The organism is Veronia nyctiphanis (assembly GCF_004116385.1).
In the GTDB taxonomy this organism is placed as follows: Bacteria; Pseudomonadota; Gammaproteobacteria; order Enterobacterales; family Vibrionaceae; genus Veronia; species Veronia nyctiphanis.
In genome coordinates, this window is sequence record NZ_PEIB01000044.1 from 18,405 (window position 1) to 32,810 (window position 14,406).

General features: G+C 42.4%; 18 protein-coding genes and 2 pseudogenes. 12 read left to right on the plus strand and 8 right to left on the minus strand.

The genetic code is table 11. The features are described from left to right. Window positions 1-262: 262 nt before the first annotated feature. From CS022_RS22275 to CS022_RS25045, 7 genes are all read right to left on the minus strand, one after another. Window positions 263-1,843 (minus strand): DUF262 domain-containing protein, encoded by a 1,581-nt coding sequence (locus tag CS022_RS22275; protein WP_161569720.1) that lies wholly within the window; start codon window positions 1,841-1,843, stop codon window positions 263-265. A gap of 35 nt (window positions 1,844-1,878) precedes the next feature. Beyond that, complete coding sequence (locus CS022_RS22280) at window positions 1,879-2,850, minus strand: hypothetical protein (RefSeq protein ID WP_129124103.1); 972 nt, start codon at window positions 2,848-2,850, stop codon at window positions 1,879-1,881. Then, entirely contained in the window at window positions 2,850-4,085 is a 1,236-nt protein-coding gene (locus CS022_RS22285) for an AAA family ATPase (RefSeq protein WP_129124104.1), read from the minus strand. Before CS022_RS22285 ends, CS022_RS22280 begins: the two co-directional genes overlap by 1 nt. A gap of 244 nt (window positions 4,086-4,329) precedes the next feature. Next, window positions 4,330-4,749, minus strand: coding sequence for a phage antirepressor KilAC domain-containing protein (locus tag CS022_RS22290; RefSeq protein ID WP_129124114.1), 420 nt, complete (start codon window positions 4,747-4,749; stop codon window positions 4,330-4,332). Next, window positions 4,746-5,075, minus strand: coding sequence for a BRO-N domain-containing protein (locus tag CS022_RS22295; RefSeq protein ID WP_201746358.1), 330 nt, complete (start codon window positions 5,073-5,075; stop codon window positions 4,746-4,748). The genes CS022_RS22290 and CS022_RS22295 overlap by 4 nt, the downstream gene beginning before the upstream one ends. After that, window positions 5,072-5,284 carry a hypothetical protein gene (locus tag CS022_RS22300; RefSeq protein ID WP_129124105.1) on the minus strand — a complete coding sequence of 71 codons (213 nt, stop codon included), beginning with the start codon at window positions 5,282-5,284 and terminating at the stop codon, window positions 5,072-5,074. Before CS022_RS22300 ends, CS022_RS22295 begins: the two co-directional genes overlap by 4 nt. Before the next feature lie 72 nt (window positions 5,285-5,356). Beyond that, window positions 5,357-5,515 carry a hypothetical protein gene (locus tag CS022_RS25045; RefSeq protein WP_161569721.1) on the minus strand — a complete coding sequence of 53 codons (159 nt, stop codon included), beginning with the start codon at window positions 5,513-5,515 and terminating at the stop codon, window positions 5,357-5,359. A gap of 54 nt (window positions 5,516-5,569) precedes the next feature. On the opposite strand from CS022_RS25045, the gene CS022_RS22305 reads away from it, so the two are divergent. Beyond that, window positions 5,570-6,016 (plus strand): Arc family DNA-binding protein, encoded by a 447-nt coding sequence (locus CS022_RS22305; protein ID WP_161569722.1) that lies wholly within the window; start codon window positions 5,570-5,572, stop codon window positions 6,014-6,016. Between the two features lie 70 nt (window positions 6,017-6,086). Here CS022_RS22305 and CS022_RS22310 read toward each other — a convergent pair whose 3' ends face one another. Then, the gene (locus CS022_RS22310) at window positions 6,087-6,341 is read right to left on the minus strand and encodes a GIY-YIG nuclease family protein (RefSeq protein WP_068901060.1); all 255 of its coding nucleotides are present in this window, start codon (window positions 6,339-6,341) and stop codon (window positions 6,087-6,089) included. Between the two features lie 323 nt (window positions 6,342-6,664). Between CS022_RS22310 and CS022_RS22315 the strand changes: the two genes are divergently transcribed. The 11 genes and pseudogenes from CS022_RS22315 (at window position 6,665) to CS022_RS25605 (ending at window position 14,379) form a co-directional block, all read left to right on the plus strand. Continuing rightward, window positions 6,665-7,828: a hypothetical protein gene (locus CS022_RS22315; RefSeq protein ID WP_129124107.1), complete on the plus strand. Its 1,164-nt coding sequence runs from the start codon at window positions 6,665-6,667 to the stop codon at window positions 7,826-7,828. 137 nt (window positions 7,829-7,965) lie between these two features. Then, window positions 7,966-8,649: a hypothetical protein gene (locus CS022_RS22320; RefSeq protein ID WP_129124108.1), complete on the plus strand. Its 684-nt coding sequence runs from the start codon at window positions 7,966-7,968 to the stop codon at window positions 8,647-8,649. Window positions 8,650-8,873: 224 nt separating this feature from the next. Further along, window positions 8,874-9,893 carry a hypothetical protein gene (locus CS022_RS22325; protein ID WP_129124109.1) on the plus strand — a complete coding sequence of 340 codons (1,020 nt, stop codon included), beginning with the start codon at window positions 8,874-8,876 and terminating at the stop codon, window positions 9,891-9,893. A 217-nt stretch (window positions 9,894-10,110) separates the two neighbouring features. After that, a pseudogene (locus CS022_RS22330) lies at window positions 10,111-11,003 on the plus strand (phage protease). 165 nt (window positions 11,004-11,168) lie between these two features. Next, window positions 11,169-12,013, plus strand: a pseudogene (locus CS022_RS22335) (Mu-like prophage major head subunit gpT family protein). A gap of 54 nt (window positions 12,014-12,067) precedes the next feature. Continuing rightward, on the plus strand, window positions 12,068-12,412 hold the full coding sequence (locus CS022_RS22340; protein ID WP_129124110.1) for a hypothetical protein: 345 nt from the start codon (window positions 12,068-12,070) through the stop codon (window positions 12,410-12,412). A gap of 94 nt (window positions 12,413-12,506) precedes the next feature. Next, the gene (locus CS022_RS22345; protein ID WP_235869857.1) at window positions 12,507-12,830 is read left to right on the plus strand and encodes a gp436 family protein; all 324 of its coding nucleotides are present in this window, start codon (window positions 12,507-12,509) and stop codon (window positions 12,828-12,830) included. Further along, window positions 12,830-13,276 (plus strand): phage virion morphogenesis protein, encoded by a 447-nt coding sequence (locus tag CS022_RS22350; protein ID WP_201746363.1) that lies wholly within the window; start codon window positions 12,830-12,832, stop codon window positions 13,274-13,276. Before CS022_RS22345 ends, CS022_RS22350 begins: the two co-directional genes overlap by 1 nt. Beyond that, entirely contained in the window at window positions 13,273-13,833 is a 561-nt protein-coding gene (locus tag CS022_RS22355) for a phage protein Gp37 (protein ID WP_129124112.1), read from the plus strand. The genes CS022_RS22350 and CS022_RS22355 overlap by 4 nt, the downstream gene beginning before the upstream one ends. Next, window positions 13,802-14,017, plus strand: a complete 216-nt coding sequence (locus tag CS022_RS25600) for a phage baseplate assembly protein V (protein ID WP_201746364.1) — start codon at window positions 13,802-13,804, stop codon at window positions 14,015-14,017. The genes CS022_RS22355 and CS022_RS25600 overlap by 32 nt, the downstream gene beginning before the upstream one ends. Further along, window positions 14,005-14,379 (plus strand): phage baseplate assembly protein V, encoded by a 375-nt coding sequence (locus tag CS022_RS25605; protein ID WP_201746365.1) that lies wholly within the window; start codon window positions 14,005-14,007, stop codon window positions 14,377-14,379. The genes CS022_RS25600 and CS022_RS25605 overlap by 13 nt, the downstream gene beginning before the upstream one ends. Window positions 14,380-14,406 lie beyond the last annotated feature (27 nt).

Here is a 14,406-nt window from a genome sequence, read left to right on the forward strand (position 1 = left end):
TTTGAAAATGATTGATTACAGTATGTCAGAGTATCTATTCGATACTGAAGAAATAAGGCTAGGGGTAACTAGATTCTGAATTTAGAGGTTCAATGGTCGGAAAGTTCAAAAATGGTACATACGCTTTTTGGGCTTTATAGGCTTTGAGAAAATCTTGTAATTTGAGCCAGAAGCTTAGCAATTAAATGATTTCAAACTCTAAGCAAAGATGAATTATTATATAGGGGGAACACATTTATAAATGTGATTCCCCCTGTTCTCTTCATATAGAGAAATTTAGCTTTGATATTGATGTGCTGATAATGTTATCTTTTTCCCATGAGAAAATATATTGTTCACGTTCTAATGAAAATTCTTCGTATCTACCTGCATTAAACATACTCACAAGTTCATCAGTCAAAAAATGTGCAGACATTTCACGAGGAGATAAATCACATATAGAAAACTTTCTGGTCTTTTCAAGACACAAAAAGTTCATTCCAGCTCTGTTCTTATAAGTAGATTGGTAACGATTGTTTAATTCGTCAGGTATTTTCAAAAGATTTGATTCAATAGTTACTAAATCACTGTCACCGAATACTTCGACTTGTTTTAAGTACAAAGCATGTGACCATACTCTTGACCTTGAATTTTTAAGTGATATTTTTTTAGTCGCTATTGAAAACTCAGGCTTAAAATTCAATGACCAAGTAAGAACTCCATCATCAATAAATTTTCTAAAATCATTTATTGCATTAGACGAGTTTCTTGCATTTGCGCCAAATGCTTTAGCATATGTAGTGACGTAATACCAAGCTCTAAGTTTGTCAAGATCTCTATTCCTGCATTTAAAAAAGTAAAAAAGAATGCAGATGAGCTGCATTTTATATGGAAATTTAGATGGTGAATCAATAAAAAGACTTCGTTCACAAAAATGTATGGCTTGCGTAAAGTTTTCAAATATCTTTGATAGCAAACTTTCATTGATTGATTTTGACAATTTCTCAGGAGATTTGCTGTATATATCTATACCCAACTCAATCTTTACCAAAGATAGAATTATTCCATCATCAATTGAAACCCAGTTTCGGTTGACTTTGTCTACAAGATACTTCTTTTTTAGATTCTCTAGTAATGCAAGAAACTCAAATTGCATTGAGTTACTGAAAGCATTAACCATATGAGCTTCTGACATTGTTGTGCCACGGTTGTTTATTCTTTCAAATGCTTTTGTAACAATATCTTGACGATCAGACTCTAATGGAACGATTGGAATTTTATAATTTTTGAAGGCTGATTGAATTTCATCCGATTTATCTATTCTGTGCTCTTTATCTATAGAAATCCTTCTTTGGTGAGATAGAAACAGACGACTATTCAAAATAGTATTTAATGGAATATACCTGCTTATATCGTCTAGATTACCATCATAATTTAGCTTCGGATCTCTGATAAATTTAATAATATTTTTCAACGAGGGATGAGTGGCGTTAATAAATAGATCATCAACACTATCTGAGTCTAAGTCACAAAAAACCTCATGTTCAAGTGACGACGAGTCGTTGATGAGGTTATTTTTATCATAAAATAATGCACAATATAGCGTAGATAAACGTTGTAGCCCATCCATCACAAATTGATTAACTGGGAAAGTTTCCTCAAATTTCAATTGTATTGGACCGATTCGCTTTTCTTGGCGCATTTGATTATTTTTTGTTTGCCAAATCAGTATTGCTCCGATGGGTAATCCTTCCATGACACTACAGAGCAGATCATGCCTTTGATCCCAATCCCAAACCAATGGCCTTTGGAAACTAGGTATTTTAATTGCACCAGAGCTAAGGTCCTCTAGTAAATTTGTCATGAACAAGACCTTAGGATCTGTGTTTAGTGAAACACTCATAGCGGCAACCTTACAAAGTTCATGAACGTTTCCTCTATACTAGCGATTTCAGAATCTCCAAGGTGTTGATGCATTTTAGACCTTATATCATTGTATTCGTGTTGTTTTAGAAGAAATTTTTCGGCAAACTTCTTTCCAAAACCTTGTGCTATTGAAGTGAATGATGGATCACTTGTGTTGTAAAGTCCACTCGAAGCACATGAATTATCATCAAATCCTTTTTTCATGTGAAAGTGATTTTTTTGAATCTGAGTCAAAGTTTTGAATGTTGAATATTTGACATAGTTAGTATTTGTTGTTATTCGTTCACTTTGAGGAATATTATCGATTAAGTACTCCACTGGAAGGTAATTTTCAATTGCCCTTCTTTTTAAAATATGATGGCAGATATGATAATCATTACAATTACTGGCAATTGAGCTGGCAGAGTCAGATATATGTGTAGGATTACATGAGTCACTATCAACGAAAACGAATCTTTTGTTTCTATACCCTAATTTAGAAATGTTTTCTTCAAGCACTTTTTTTAACTCATCTATACCTCCCGCTGTATATGTTAGTAATCCTTTATTATTCATGTTATCAAATATTGATCTGTTATAGTCAGATAAAATAAGTCTAATGAAATTCTTATCAAATCTTTCATTTTCAACATAAATATTAAATGGAGCTTTAATCAAATCTATAGCGTCATTTATTGATATTTCTGGTGTGCTATTTGTCCAGTTTGATATCTGTATATTACTTACTACTACTTTGTTATTAATTATGAAGTCTGTTGAATCCTTAATATAAGTATCAAGTGCAGACTGCCAAATTGCTTTATTATTTATTATAAAATTATTTATCTTTTCACTATCTTCATCATAGTGAATATATACATGACCTAATATTGCACTACTGACAATATAATTTAGTTCTTTCTCGTTTTCTTGTTCAAAAACACATTCTTTTAATATAGCTAGCATTATATTTTACCTAGTCTAAGACTAGAAATCTCTCTTGAAAAGTCAATATTTTCTCTAAAAACCTTTTGTGGGATATCACCTTTAATATAACCATCTTCATCAAACTTAAGTTTGTTGATTTTTGATGATTTTTCGTCTTTGTATACCCAATATGCATTTACAATACTCTCATCTATTTCATCTTTTAGGATTGCTATTTGTATAGCTCTCATGAAGCTTTCAGAGTGTGTCTCTAATAATAATGTAATGTTAGGATTTTTCTTTATACATAGCATTATAAAATTTGCTAAATCTATAGATGCTTTAGGATGTAAATGTAATTCTGGTTGTTCGACGGCAATTATTGGAAATTCTCCTAACTCACCATTTGCTGCCATAGCGCAAATGGTTACAATTGGTAGAGATTGCGCAATTCCTTCACCGGATTCAATAATTGGAATTCTTAATGGACTTTCTGATTCTGAATTTTCTATTGAAATCGTATTTAGTTCTACGGTTCTTCTACCCCTTCCTGATTTTATAGTAGAACCACTTATATTAATAACTCTTCCACATGCTTTACTTAACCAACTGTTTATGTCATTAAATGATAATGAATTATTTTCAGCTAAAGACCAAATAATCTCAGCAACACCACTTCCGTCATGCTCTATTTTTAAAGGAATACCTAGGCCAATCTCAAATTGTCGGGGAGGTTGCTTTCTAGTTGGGGAGATCCAGAAAACAGAGTCGGATAAGTTATCTAACTTTTCATTCAGCGTTTTAAAATTTGAGAACTTTAAATTTTTATAGGTAATAGCATCACTATTATCAGATATGCATTCCAGCTTAGAATCAGTATCACTTTGCCTGAAACTATATTTTTTATTATGCTCATTTATCGATAATTTAGTTATCTTCTCTCTATCTATACCATCTTGCTGAATAGTTGCTTCAAATGAAACATTCTGCCAACTTAATCCAAAACTTATTTTTGTTTCGGATGTTCTAACTATATCTTTAAATAGACCACCGCGAGCTGCGTTACTAGTGTAATCTAGCACACTAGGTGTATAAAAATATTGGGTTTTAGGTTTAACGCTATCAGCAATAATTTTTACTATTCTTATTAGCGAGCTTTTACCAGTGTTATTGTAACCATAGAATAGATTCAAATTTCCAAGATCTATATCCTGTCTACTTTCAAATGACTTATAATTTGATATTGAGAATTGTTTTAGTCGAGAACTTGTCACTGTTCGCTCCGATTAATTGGCTTTAATTTAAGTGCTACCACCCTCGGTTACTTTGGCACCCGACAGGCCATAACTATCCCATGATATTTGTATGGGAAAGTTAACATAGAGTTATTACTCGATCAGTATTAATGGCAGTTCGATGCGACCAACTGCGCAATAAGTGAACATTTGTTTGTTCAATGTTTGAAACGTTTTGTGGGGATGTTACCAGTTGAATAAAGGCCCTTTCGGGCCTTAACATTTATCGAGGAAGTAAAGCCAGATTAGTAGGTATCACCGGGGAGAGTTGTTCGGCCAGAATGGCTAGTCCTTTGGAGGTGACTCTGACTTGGTCGACGGTCCTCTCGAACTCACCACTGCTGACGGTTGTGACCTTGTGTTCCAAGAGGCCCCTTTGGATTTTATCCTGATAAGCCATCCAGTTTCGGTTCTCCGTTCGTCGGTAAATCCATTTCCTCTCAGATAGCCAATTGAAGAGGTCCTTGGGGCGCATCTGTAAATCCTTGGCGGCATTGGTAATGCACATTGAGCCTTGGGTACAGGCTATCCGGTGGAACGCCTCAACCTTTGGGTGGTCAGCCTCCACTTTAGCCTTGAGGCGGATGTTTTCCTCCTCGGCTTCCATGGCCAGATTAATCAGGTCCATCCGCGAGAGTTTCATCTGACCTGCTGGCGTATAGCTTCCAGTCTTTCGTATAGAGGGGAGGACATCATCAACCACCCATCTTCGAACTTTTCGGCCTCGGGTAACTTTGAGCGCATGATGAGGCGATAGACGTCGCGTTCGGGGATGATTTGCATCTCTTGAATACCACTCTCGGTAGGGAGGCCCTGTTTTAGGGCCCCCCTACAATGCATAGAAATTGCGTTCCTAGGCTTTGAATATCCTAGTAAAGTTGCAACGTCTTTAGCGACGAACCATGTATCACCATCACGTTGAAATACCCTTATTTGGGCATTTTGAAACTGGAAAGGAATAACGTTCATAATGCTGTCTCCTCAAACAATCGCTGACAGGCTTGGTCAATGTCATTCAGACGGTCATTGAGAAGCCACAAAGCGGATGAAAGGGTTTCGTCGGTCAGGCTTTTGAATTGGTCTTGGGCGGAGAGTGTGATGACCAAGGCCTTGGATTGGAAGACCAGACGATCAATATCTTCTTGGAGCGAATGCAGGTTCTTTGGTACGGTATTCATGTCGATTCTCCTACTACTGATAGGGTGTTGACATAGGACCTCATGAGTTGCACCTCATGGGGTTCTTCTTTATTACAGTTTTGCCTCGTTTAACCTCGTCTTTTCAAGTAAAAACAACAGTTCTTTATGTCTCGAACGCATGTTTTCTTTTGCGCGATTTCGTAACCATTGCTCAGTTTGAATCGGTAACCTTACGGTGAATTCAACGATGGGTTTCTTCGATTTAGTCATAGCAGTGACTCCATAGTGGACCATAAGTGGTCCCATTGCATGTTAGGACCACTTATGGTCCCATGTCAATACCATTTTTGCTATATTTCTCCTATGACACAGAAACTGCAATTCAAGCTCCGATTAGATGAAGAACTTCATGACCTTATAAAGTCGGCTGCTGATGCCTCGAATCAGAGTATCAATACAGAGGTGACCAAGAGGCTTCAAAATAGTTTCACCGCTGGGCGGATTGAGAACGCAGACTATATTGATGCCAGAGAAGCAAGGGAGATTTCATCTCAAGCTTTAGCTGATGGTTACTCAGTTCTTATGCTGAAGTGTATGAAGCTAATCGGCGATGCTGCTCGCCAAGGTAATACTGAGGTGTTGGTTGATACAGGCTATTCGGAGATTAGCCCATCGATCGAAACTGATATCATCCAACCTGTAAAAGACAAATTAGAATCTCTGGGCTATCAAACGGAGTTGGATGGTTCGACTATGAAGGTGGGCTTTTAGTTTAGGGCTTTTATACCTAGTGGCTACAACACCGATGCCACTAGTGATAGATGCAACTTATGGGTGTTGGTTAACCATCATTATCTTTGTTGTATTGGGGATTTTTATTTTTGTGGTTTTTTCTGTAAGTTTTTAAGCGATCTGCTTCCTTCTTCATTGCGCCATCTTCTGTCATCTTTCTAGACGTGATTTCCATCTTGGAGAAATCCTTGCCATCAGACTTGTGCTCTTTTGCCCTACGATCTGGATTGTTAGTTGTACCGACGTAAACAACTTTGTTACCTTTCTTCAGTTCATAAGTAACCGTATCACGCTTTTTCGTCATTTCTTACCCTTAAACTTTGATTATGAAAATTATGCTTTTGATAGTGAAAAAATATATTCTTTCCATTTCTTAATGGTTGTAAGTGGTTTTTGATAACAAAAAGTAGGATTAAATAAAACCACTTATGAAATTTGCTAACTATATCGGTTTATGGTTCCTTTACTTCAATAAACAATATAGATATCTATACATAAAAACTAAATTTAGGTAAAGTTAAAAATAGGAAAAAAGCACGCATAATAATGACTTAAATGTCAATAACGGTAAGTTTTGATGTCTTATTTGCCATGATTTTTTGAGTGCTTTTTAGGTTAAAACTAATTATGGATTTCAACTTATTTATGTCTTTTGATTTTAACCTTGCCAGTGTTGCTTCGGTTACGGGTGTGATACTGGTGATGATTAAGCTAATTTTTTGGATAAGAGATACGCAGAAAAACCACAAAAACAAGGGCATTGAACTGATTCACAACGCATTCAAGGAGCCAGACTACTTTGGGAAGCGGTTCGTGATAGAACAGTTGATCGAGGTTCAATACAAAACATATATACCTTTTGAACATATCGAAATCTTGATCAATCATCCAAGGTCAAGCGAGCTGTTTCGATTTTATAAAAGAGGGATAAAGTTTCTTGAAGTAAAAAATAACAAGTTCGAATTGCACGCTGACCTAAAAGGAAGAGGAGCAAATTGGATGGAACTGCGAGCAGGTTTCATTGATTTTTGCTGGTATTTTTCTTTCGGTGTCTTAGGTTGTTTTACGGTCTATGCGACACTACTGGCTCTGTCCGAAACGTTTAGCAGTGATGGTTGGGTAATGATGTCTTTATGGGTCTTATTTAGCTGGATTTTATCTGCTTTATCAGGCCTTTTCATTGGGATCGCCTTAAAGCGCTTTCTTGGTCCAAGTAACCCTGTAGATGCATACCGTTTTGTGAAGAGTTTTTATCCATTGGTCGTAAACACCGAGACTCTAATTAATAATGACAATACCAACGATAAAGAAGTAAAGTTATACACGAAAAAAAAAGAGGTCATTGATGAAAAAAATGGAAATCCTCAAGAGAGCTTGAAAGTTAACATTTTTAGAAGATTTGTTATTTGCTCGTGGGCTATAGTAACGGGAAGTGTACTTTGGTTTTGTAATTCTTATCATAGCTCTCACGAAAAATTAAATGATGGAACCTTCTTCACCGATTGGCTTATGTTTGTTTTTGCGGCAGTCTTTAGTGTCTTATGTGGCGATACCTTAATTAAACTAATAAATGCAGATAGGAATAGTTTGCGCTGGAAAAGCCTTACGATATCGACATTATTTTTCATCGTATCATTCACAGGGCTCATATTTGGTTTTTTCATGTTTAGCCAATATGTAAACGTATCCGATTGGGTTCTTTATACCTTTCTTATTATCGCAGTATTCTTGTATAACTGGGCTATGCATGAAATTCATATAAGATACAAAGCGCTATTAGGTGTTGAGTAACTATTGGAATAACGCACTGAAATTAAGAATGATTTTTATTAATTGGTATTTATATCTTAAATGGTAATTGATTTGTATCCAGAGGGGTTTTAATTGTGGGTGTTTTCGCTCTCATCATATCTATATCAGGATCTTTCATGACACTTTTTGGTCTGTTGTGGACGATTCATAGTGGCCGTCGTAGTCATAAGGCTAAGAGTCTTGACTCTTTGGCTAGTGCTTTGAAAGATGATGATTTTGATGAAAAAAATCATATAGTTGAAGAATATATAAGAGAAGTTTACAAAGGTTATATTCCTTATGAAACATTTAAATATATATCAACTTTACCCCATCGAAGCGATTTGTTTGGTAGCTTTAAGTTAGGGTGGTCCCTGATAAAATTTAAAGATAAGAAGCCATACATAGAGCCAGTGAACTTATTGGGGTTTTCGATAGATTCAGAGAGGAAACTATATTTTTACTCTTTAATTTTATTCAGTTTATCAATGGCTTTATGTACCGCGTCACTGATGGCCATTATTACTGTCACTATAATTATTGACTCTTTATATCACCTTGATCTTTTTGTGTTTATTGTAGAAGTAAATAAAAATGATCCTATATTTTTATCAATTTTTCTATGGGTTTTACTCTCTTCCTTTCTATTTATCCATAAGTTCTCAAGAATATTTTTTCATGTAAAGATGGCTTATAAATTTGTTGATTTAATGAATGAGGGGAATAGAAATATTAGTGGTAAAACAGATGAGGTTTTTGTAAAACCTGAAGACAAAAAGACTCTTTTCAGTGCTGTAAAAAGCGAGGAAGAAAAAGTCTAGTAAGTAACTTGATCAACTCTTCATCGCCCGCGCTACTGTGCGGGCATGAATGCTGAAACCATCGCGTTAAACATGATTCAAGCCCCCTCCAGAAAATAGCGGAGCTGGTAAAGAGGTAGGGATTGTCTGAGGTCGTCCGCATTTACCAATCTTTCCTCAGTTTAATTTTGGTCCCTGAGTGTATGATCTGTGCTCCCGATTATGGCTCGTAATAAGGACGCGCAATGAGGCACCTCTCTCTCCTCTTCTTTTTAATATCGGTTGCTTTTCTCTCTGGCTGCTCTTCTGAAAGCAGTAAACAGCATGAACAAAAATTTTCAATTCCAAAGCTTGGCTCAGTATCGGTAGAGCTCGATGTTAAAAGTGAAAAACGTTTGGAGGCGGTAATAGTCAACCTCCTTGCATTTGAAAACGGCGTTTACACTACTCATGACTTCGACGGATATAATGAGTTAATAGAGTTGACCTCAACACTCTCTACCACCAAGACGAAGGAATATGGTGATTGGTCAATATTCATAGAAGATGAGAGCGGGAAAGAGATCATCAATATATTAGGAGACTATAAGGGCAAGTTTTTCTTCGACTATATCGAGAGTTCGGCGTCATACACTTGGAAAAGAGATGATATATCAAGAACTTCTGCTTACTACACGGGTTGGCATATTTTCAAAGATAAAATGGTTGTTTTTGATAGAACCATGCCATTACAGGTCTATCAATATCCTTCGTTTGAGCTTATAAAGGAACACAAACTTCCGGGCGTTAATAAACCGACTAACTATAAACACGTCGTTGCGGGTAACTATTTTCACCTGTCGGTAGATCGAAGGAATGTTTATAAGGTTATTGATTTAGATACGGGTAGCGTGGTTCGGGATGGTCCTATCCTTGGTTTGAAAAGTGGGATCAAATCTATCGGCTTGATAAAAAAAGATGATGAAGTATTTGTTTTCTTCAAAGAGGGACTATTCGCGCAACTTGATGAGCGAGGGAACCTGAAACGTTTAGGGAAAGTGGATATTGATGTAGAGTCTCTGGCACATGTTGGTCAGTGTTTAGCGATCGGCTCGACGGATGGCCATTTAGCCTTTATACCAGATGATTTATCGAGCTTATTGATTACATCGAAAATCCATGATGGCTGGGTTTCTCATGTTACTGCAGATGAAAATGGTAACGGCTACTCCACAGGAATAGACAAAAGAGTTGTATCTTGGTCAGTACCAGAAGCCTGCTTATAAATTGTTTGAAAATATCGCACATAGATGATGGGACTTGAGGGAGTGGTGGGCAGGTTACTCGTCCTAATCTTCCTCATAACCCTGAGCAAAAAGACGCAAGCTAAGAATAACTCCCATCTGACTCAACCTAATAATGTCTAGATTTAATCAAATAATTCAACGCTAAGTGCACCATTTCACCTGATCAACGCCCAACCGCCCGCGCTACTGTGCGGGCATGAATACTGAAACCTTCGCGTTAAACACTGACCTTACTGCCATTGCTGAGCCTGCCACGGACGGCGCACCGCAGTGGGCGGAATTTATCCCAGCCGGTGCTGATATCACTGGCCGGGATGGCCGTGCATGGGTCAATGACAACCCAGATGCCATCGTGTCGGCGTTTGCCCATAACGGGGCAGATTTGCCCATTGATATCGAGCATGCCACCGAAATTAAGGGCAAGGCCGGAGAGCCTGCGCCTGCCGTGGGCTGGATAAAGCCTTACAGGCACGTGGGGGTGGGTCAATCTGGGGACTGGTCGAGTGGACCCAAGAGGGCGAGCAGCTGGTGAGCAACCGGGCCTATCGTTATCTCTCCCCGGTCTTTACCTTCGACACACAATCCAAACGCATTCTCAAGCTTTACTCGGCGGGACTGACAAACCAGCCGAACCTTCACTTGACCGCGCTGAACCGGCGCAATACCCCTGACAGAGAGGACATCATGCCTTTACCCCTGGCTATCTGTAGTGCGCTGGGTTTGCCCCCTGAGGCAACCGATGCGCAGGCCGTGTCGGCCATTGAGCGGTTGGTCAATGACAAAGCCACCGCGATGAATCAGGCGAGCAATCCTTCCCTCGAGAAGTTTGTCCCCCGTGAAGACCATGATGCGGCGTTAAACCGTGCCCAGTCTGCCGAAGACAAACTCAAAACGGCAGAAGAAACCGCCCTGAACCAGCAAATCGAACAGGCGCTGAACAAGGCCCTCAAAGTGGGGGCCATTACCCCAGCCACGGTCGACTATCACCGTATCTGCTGCCAGATGGAGGGCGGCCTTGAGCGCTTTGAAACCTACATCGATAACTCGCCAAAAATTGGTGAGGACAGCGGCCTTGATGATAAGCCATAAACCGTGACACCTTGAGCGAGGAAGAGCGCACGGCCTGCCGACTCCTTGGCATTGAAGAGACCGACTTTACCGCCGCGAAGGAGACTGACTGATGGCGATTATTACTCCCCAGCTCATTAAGAGCCTGTTTACCGGCTTCAAGTCGTCCTTTCAGGGCGCCTTGGGATGGCCACGCCGCAATACAACAAAGTGGCGACCGTCATTCAGTCCTCCACCGCCTCGAACACTTACGGCTGGCTCGGCCAATGGCCGGGGTTCCGCGAGTGGGTCGGCGACAGGGTCATCAAAGACATGGAAGCCCATGGCTACCAAATCTTTAACAAGGATTTTGAATCGACCGTTGGCGTTAAACGCACCGATATCGAGGATGACAACCTTGGTATCTACAGCCCAATGATGCAGGAGATGGGGCGGGCGACTGCTGCGTTCCCTGATGAGATGGTCTTCCCGCTGCTGCGTGAGGGCTTTGCTACCCACTGCTATGACGGCCAGTACTTCTTTGACCCTGACCACCCGGTGAACGACCAAGTAGACGGGCAGGGCAAAGATGGCAGCGTGGCCAACATCATGGTCGATCAAGCCTATGAGGGGGAGGCGTGGTACCTGCTGGACACCACCCGCGCCATTAAACCCATCATTTATCAGGAGCGGAAAAAACCCAAGTTCGTGGCGATGACCAAAGAAGACGATGAAGAAGTCTTCATGCGCAAAATGTATCGCTACGGGGTGGACCTTCGCTGCAACGTCGGCTTTGGGTTCTGGCAGATGGCCTATGGCATCAAGGCGGAGCTGAACCTCGACAACCTTTGGAAAGCCTACAGTGCCATGCGTCAGTTCAAAGCGGAGGCGGCAGGCCGCTTGGCATTAAACCGAACATGTTGGTCATTCCGGTTTCGTTAGAGAAAACCGCGGTCCAGCTGCTCCAGCGTGAACTGTTCGCCGATGACGGCAACACGGTCTCGAACGAGATGCGCGGCAAGTTCCAACTCGTTATTCCTGACTTCCTGTAATTCCTACCCGAAGACCTTTGCCCCCGCCATGGGGGCCTTTTTCAAGGAGGTACGATGGCAGATGCATTCTTTATCCGGGCAAGGCAACGTCCCGGCATGCGACGGGCAGGGGTGTATATCCCGTTTGAAGGCCTGACGCTCGACCCGTCCGATTTTGACAGCCAGCAGCTGGCGCTTTTAGAAACGGAGGCGGGCCTGCTCATCAGTGAAGACTTGCCCGAGGAGCTCAGTGACGAACCCGATGAGTTTCTTGATGACATTGTCGAAGTCATGGGGATGCTGAACGGGGACAAAAAGCCAAGTGTCCGAGCGGTAGAAAAGCTGCTGGGTCATAACATCAGCGGCGCACAACGCGACAGGGCATGGGCGGTTTACCAGACAAGGCTTGCCAACGCATGAGCTACGCCACTGTCAATGACATCCTGACCCGCTATGGCGAGGACGTGCTGTATACCTTGGCCCATCAGGACGGTGAACTGGATGAGCCTGCGTGGTGAGAAGCCTGACCGATGCGGCCGGGCTGATTGATTCCTATCTGGGTAGCCGCTATGCCTTACCCCTCAATGAGGCGCCACAGGTGCTGACACGGCTGACCATCGACATTGCCCTGTATTGGCTGTCCGAAGATGGCGGCGGGGCCACCGATGAAAAACGCCAACGCTTTGAGGATGCCATCCAGTGGCTCGAGGGTGTGGCGAAAGGACGGATTGAGCTGCTGCCTGTTGATGAAGAGGATGATGATGCTTTGCATGCAGAGGACGTCATTGTCACTTCAAACCCAAGGCTATTTTCCCGTGACGGGTTGAGGAGCTTCTGATGGCCGTTGGCGCAGCGATTGAACTCAAAGGTGTGGAGCGGCTGAATCGCGTATTGGCGAGACTGGCCCGTGTCGACACCGACGACCTGATGGGCGCACTGGCGAACCTCGTTGAAAGCCAGACCCGTGAACGCCTCGAACACACAAAACTCAGCCCTGATTATGACCTCTGGCCAGATTGGTCAGACAGCTATGCCGATACCCGGCATACCAACCATAAACTCCTTGAGAACGAAGGCCATCTGGTCGACTCGATTGTGTCTGTCGTCGATGACGGATTGGCCGAAGTGGGCAGCAACCTTGTTTATGCCGCGACGCATCAATATGGCGATGAAAAACGCAAGATCCCCCAACGTGAATACCTTGGCGTTAATGCGGATGACGTGGCTCAACTCGAGGCGGCATTGCAAGCATGGGCGGACGAATTACTGGGGGCGGCAGCATGAGACTGTTGGCCCTTCGACACGCCATCATTGACACCATCAAAGAGGCACTGCCGGAACTCTCGGCCGTCGATGCCCATCCGGGGCGGTTTAACCTCGATGAGCTGAGGCGTATTGCCACCAAACTGCCTGCCGTCAGAGTTGCCATTATGGCGTTCTCCAAGGTGGTGCCTATCCAAACAGGCGAGCGGCAGCTAACCGTCAAACTGGCTGCCTTTGTGATGACCAGTGACAGGCGGAAATTGCCCAAAGATGAATCTGCACTGGCGATTGTTGAAGCCTTGCTGACGTTGATACCCGGTCATCGCTGGACACTGTCTGCCGTGAGCGGTGCAACGGATGCCAAGGCCGAGAACCTCTTTTCTGGTCGGGTTGATAAGCAAGGTGTGGCCATGTGGGCCATCACGTGGCAGCAGGTAATAACAGTCGGTGAGGACATCTGGCAGGGCGGCGTGCTGCCCTCTGAGGTGTATGTCTGTAATGACCCCAACCACTTCGGTGAGGAAGACCATTATCTGGAGGTAAGCGATGACGGAAGCGATTTTACAACGCCTCGCTGAGCTGGAGCGTCGCCTCAGTAATCTGCTGATGACCGGGGTGATTGTGGAGACCGATGAAGACCTCGGTAAAGTCAAAGTGGCAGCAGGATTGCTGACCACGGGCTGGGTGCCATGGCTGACTCACCGCGCGGGACCGGACATTGATTATTGGGCCCAGAAGTGGGTGAGCAGGTGTTGCTGTTAAGCCCCTGCGGTGAGCCTGAGCTGGGTGTGGTGCTGCCAGCCATTTATCAAAATACCTATCCGGCGACGGACAGTCGGGCCTCGGTGCGTCGGGTTCTGTTCGCCGACGGTGCCGATTTCAGTTATGACCGCAAACATCATGCCCTGACAATTATCCTGCCCGGCGAAGGGACCACCACCTTGGTCACCAAAGAAGGCCTCAACATCATTGGCGATGTCACCGTGAACGGGAACATCCTCGCCACGGGTGACATCACGGATAAAACCCGCTCTATGCAGGCGGATCGCGTCATCTATAACGGCCATAACCACGTCTCACCGGAAACCGGAAAAGACACCTCAACGCCGAGTCCTCAACAATGAACGGCATGGACCGCACCTCAGGCAAAC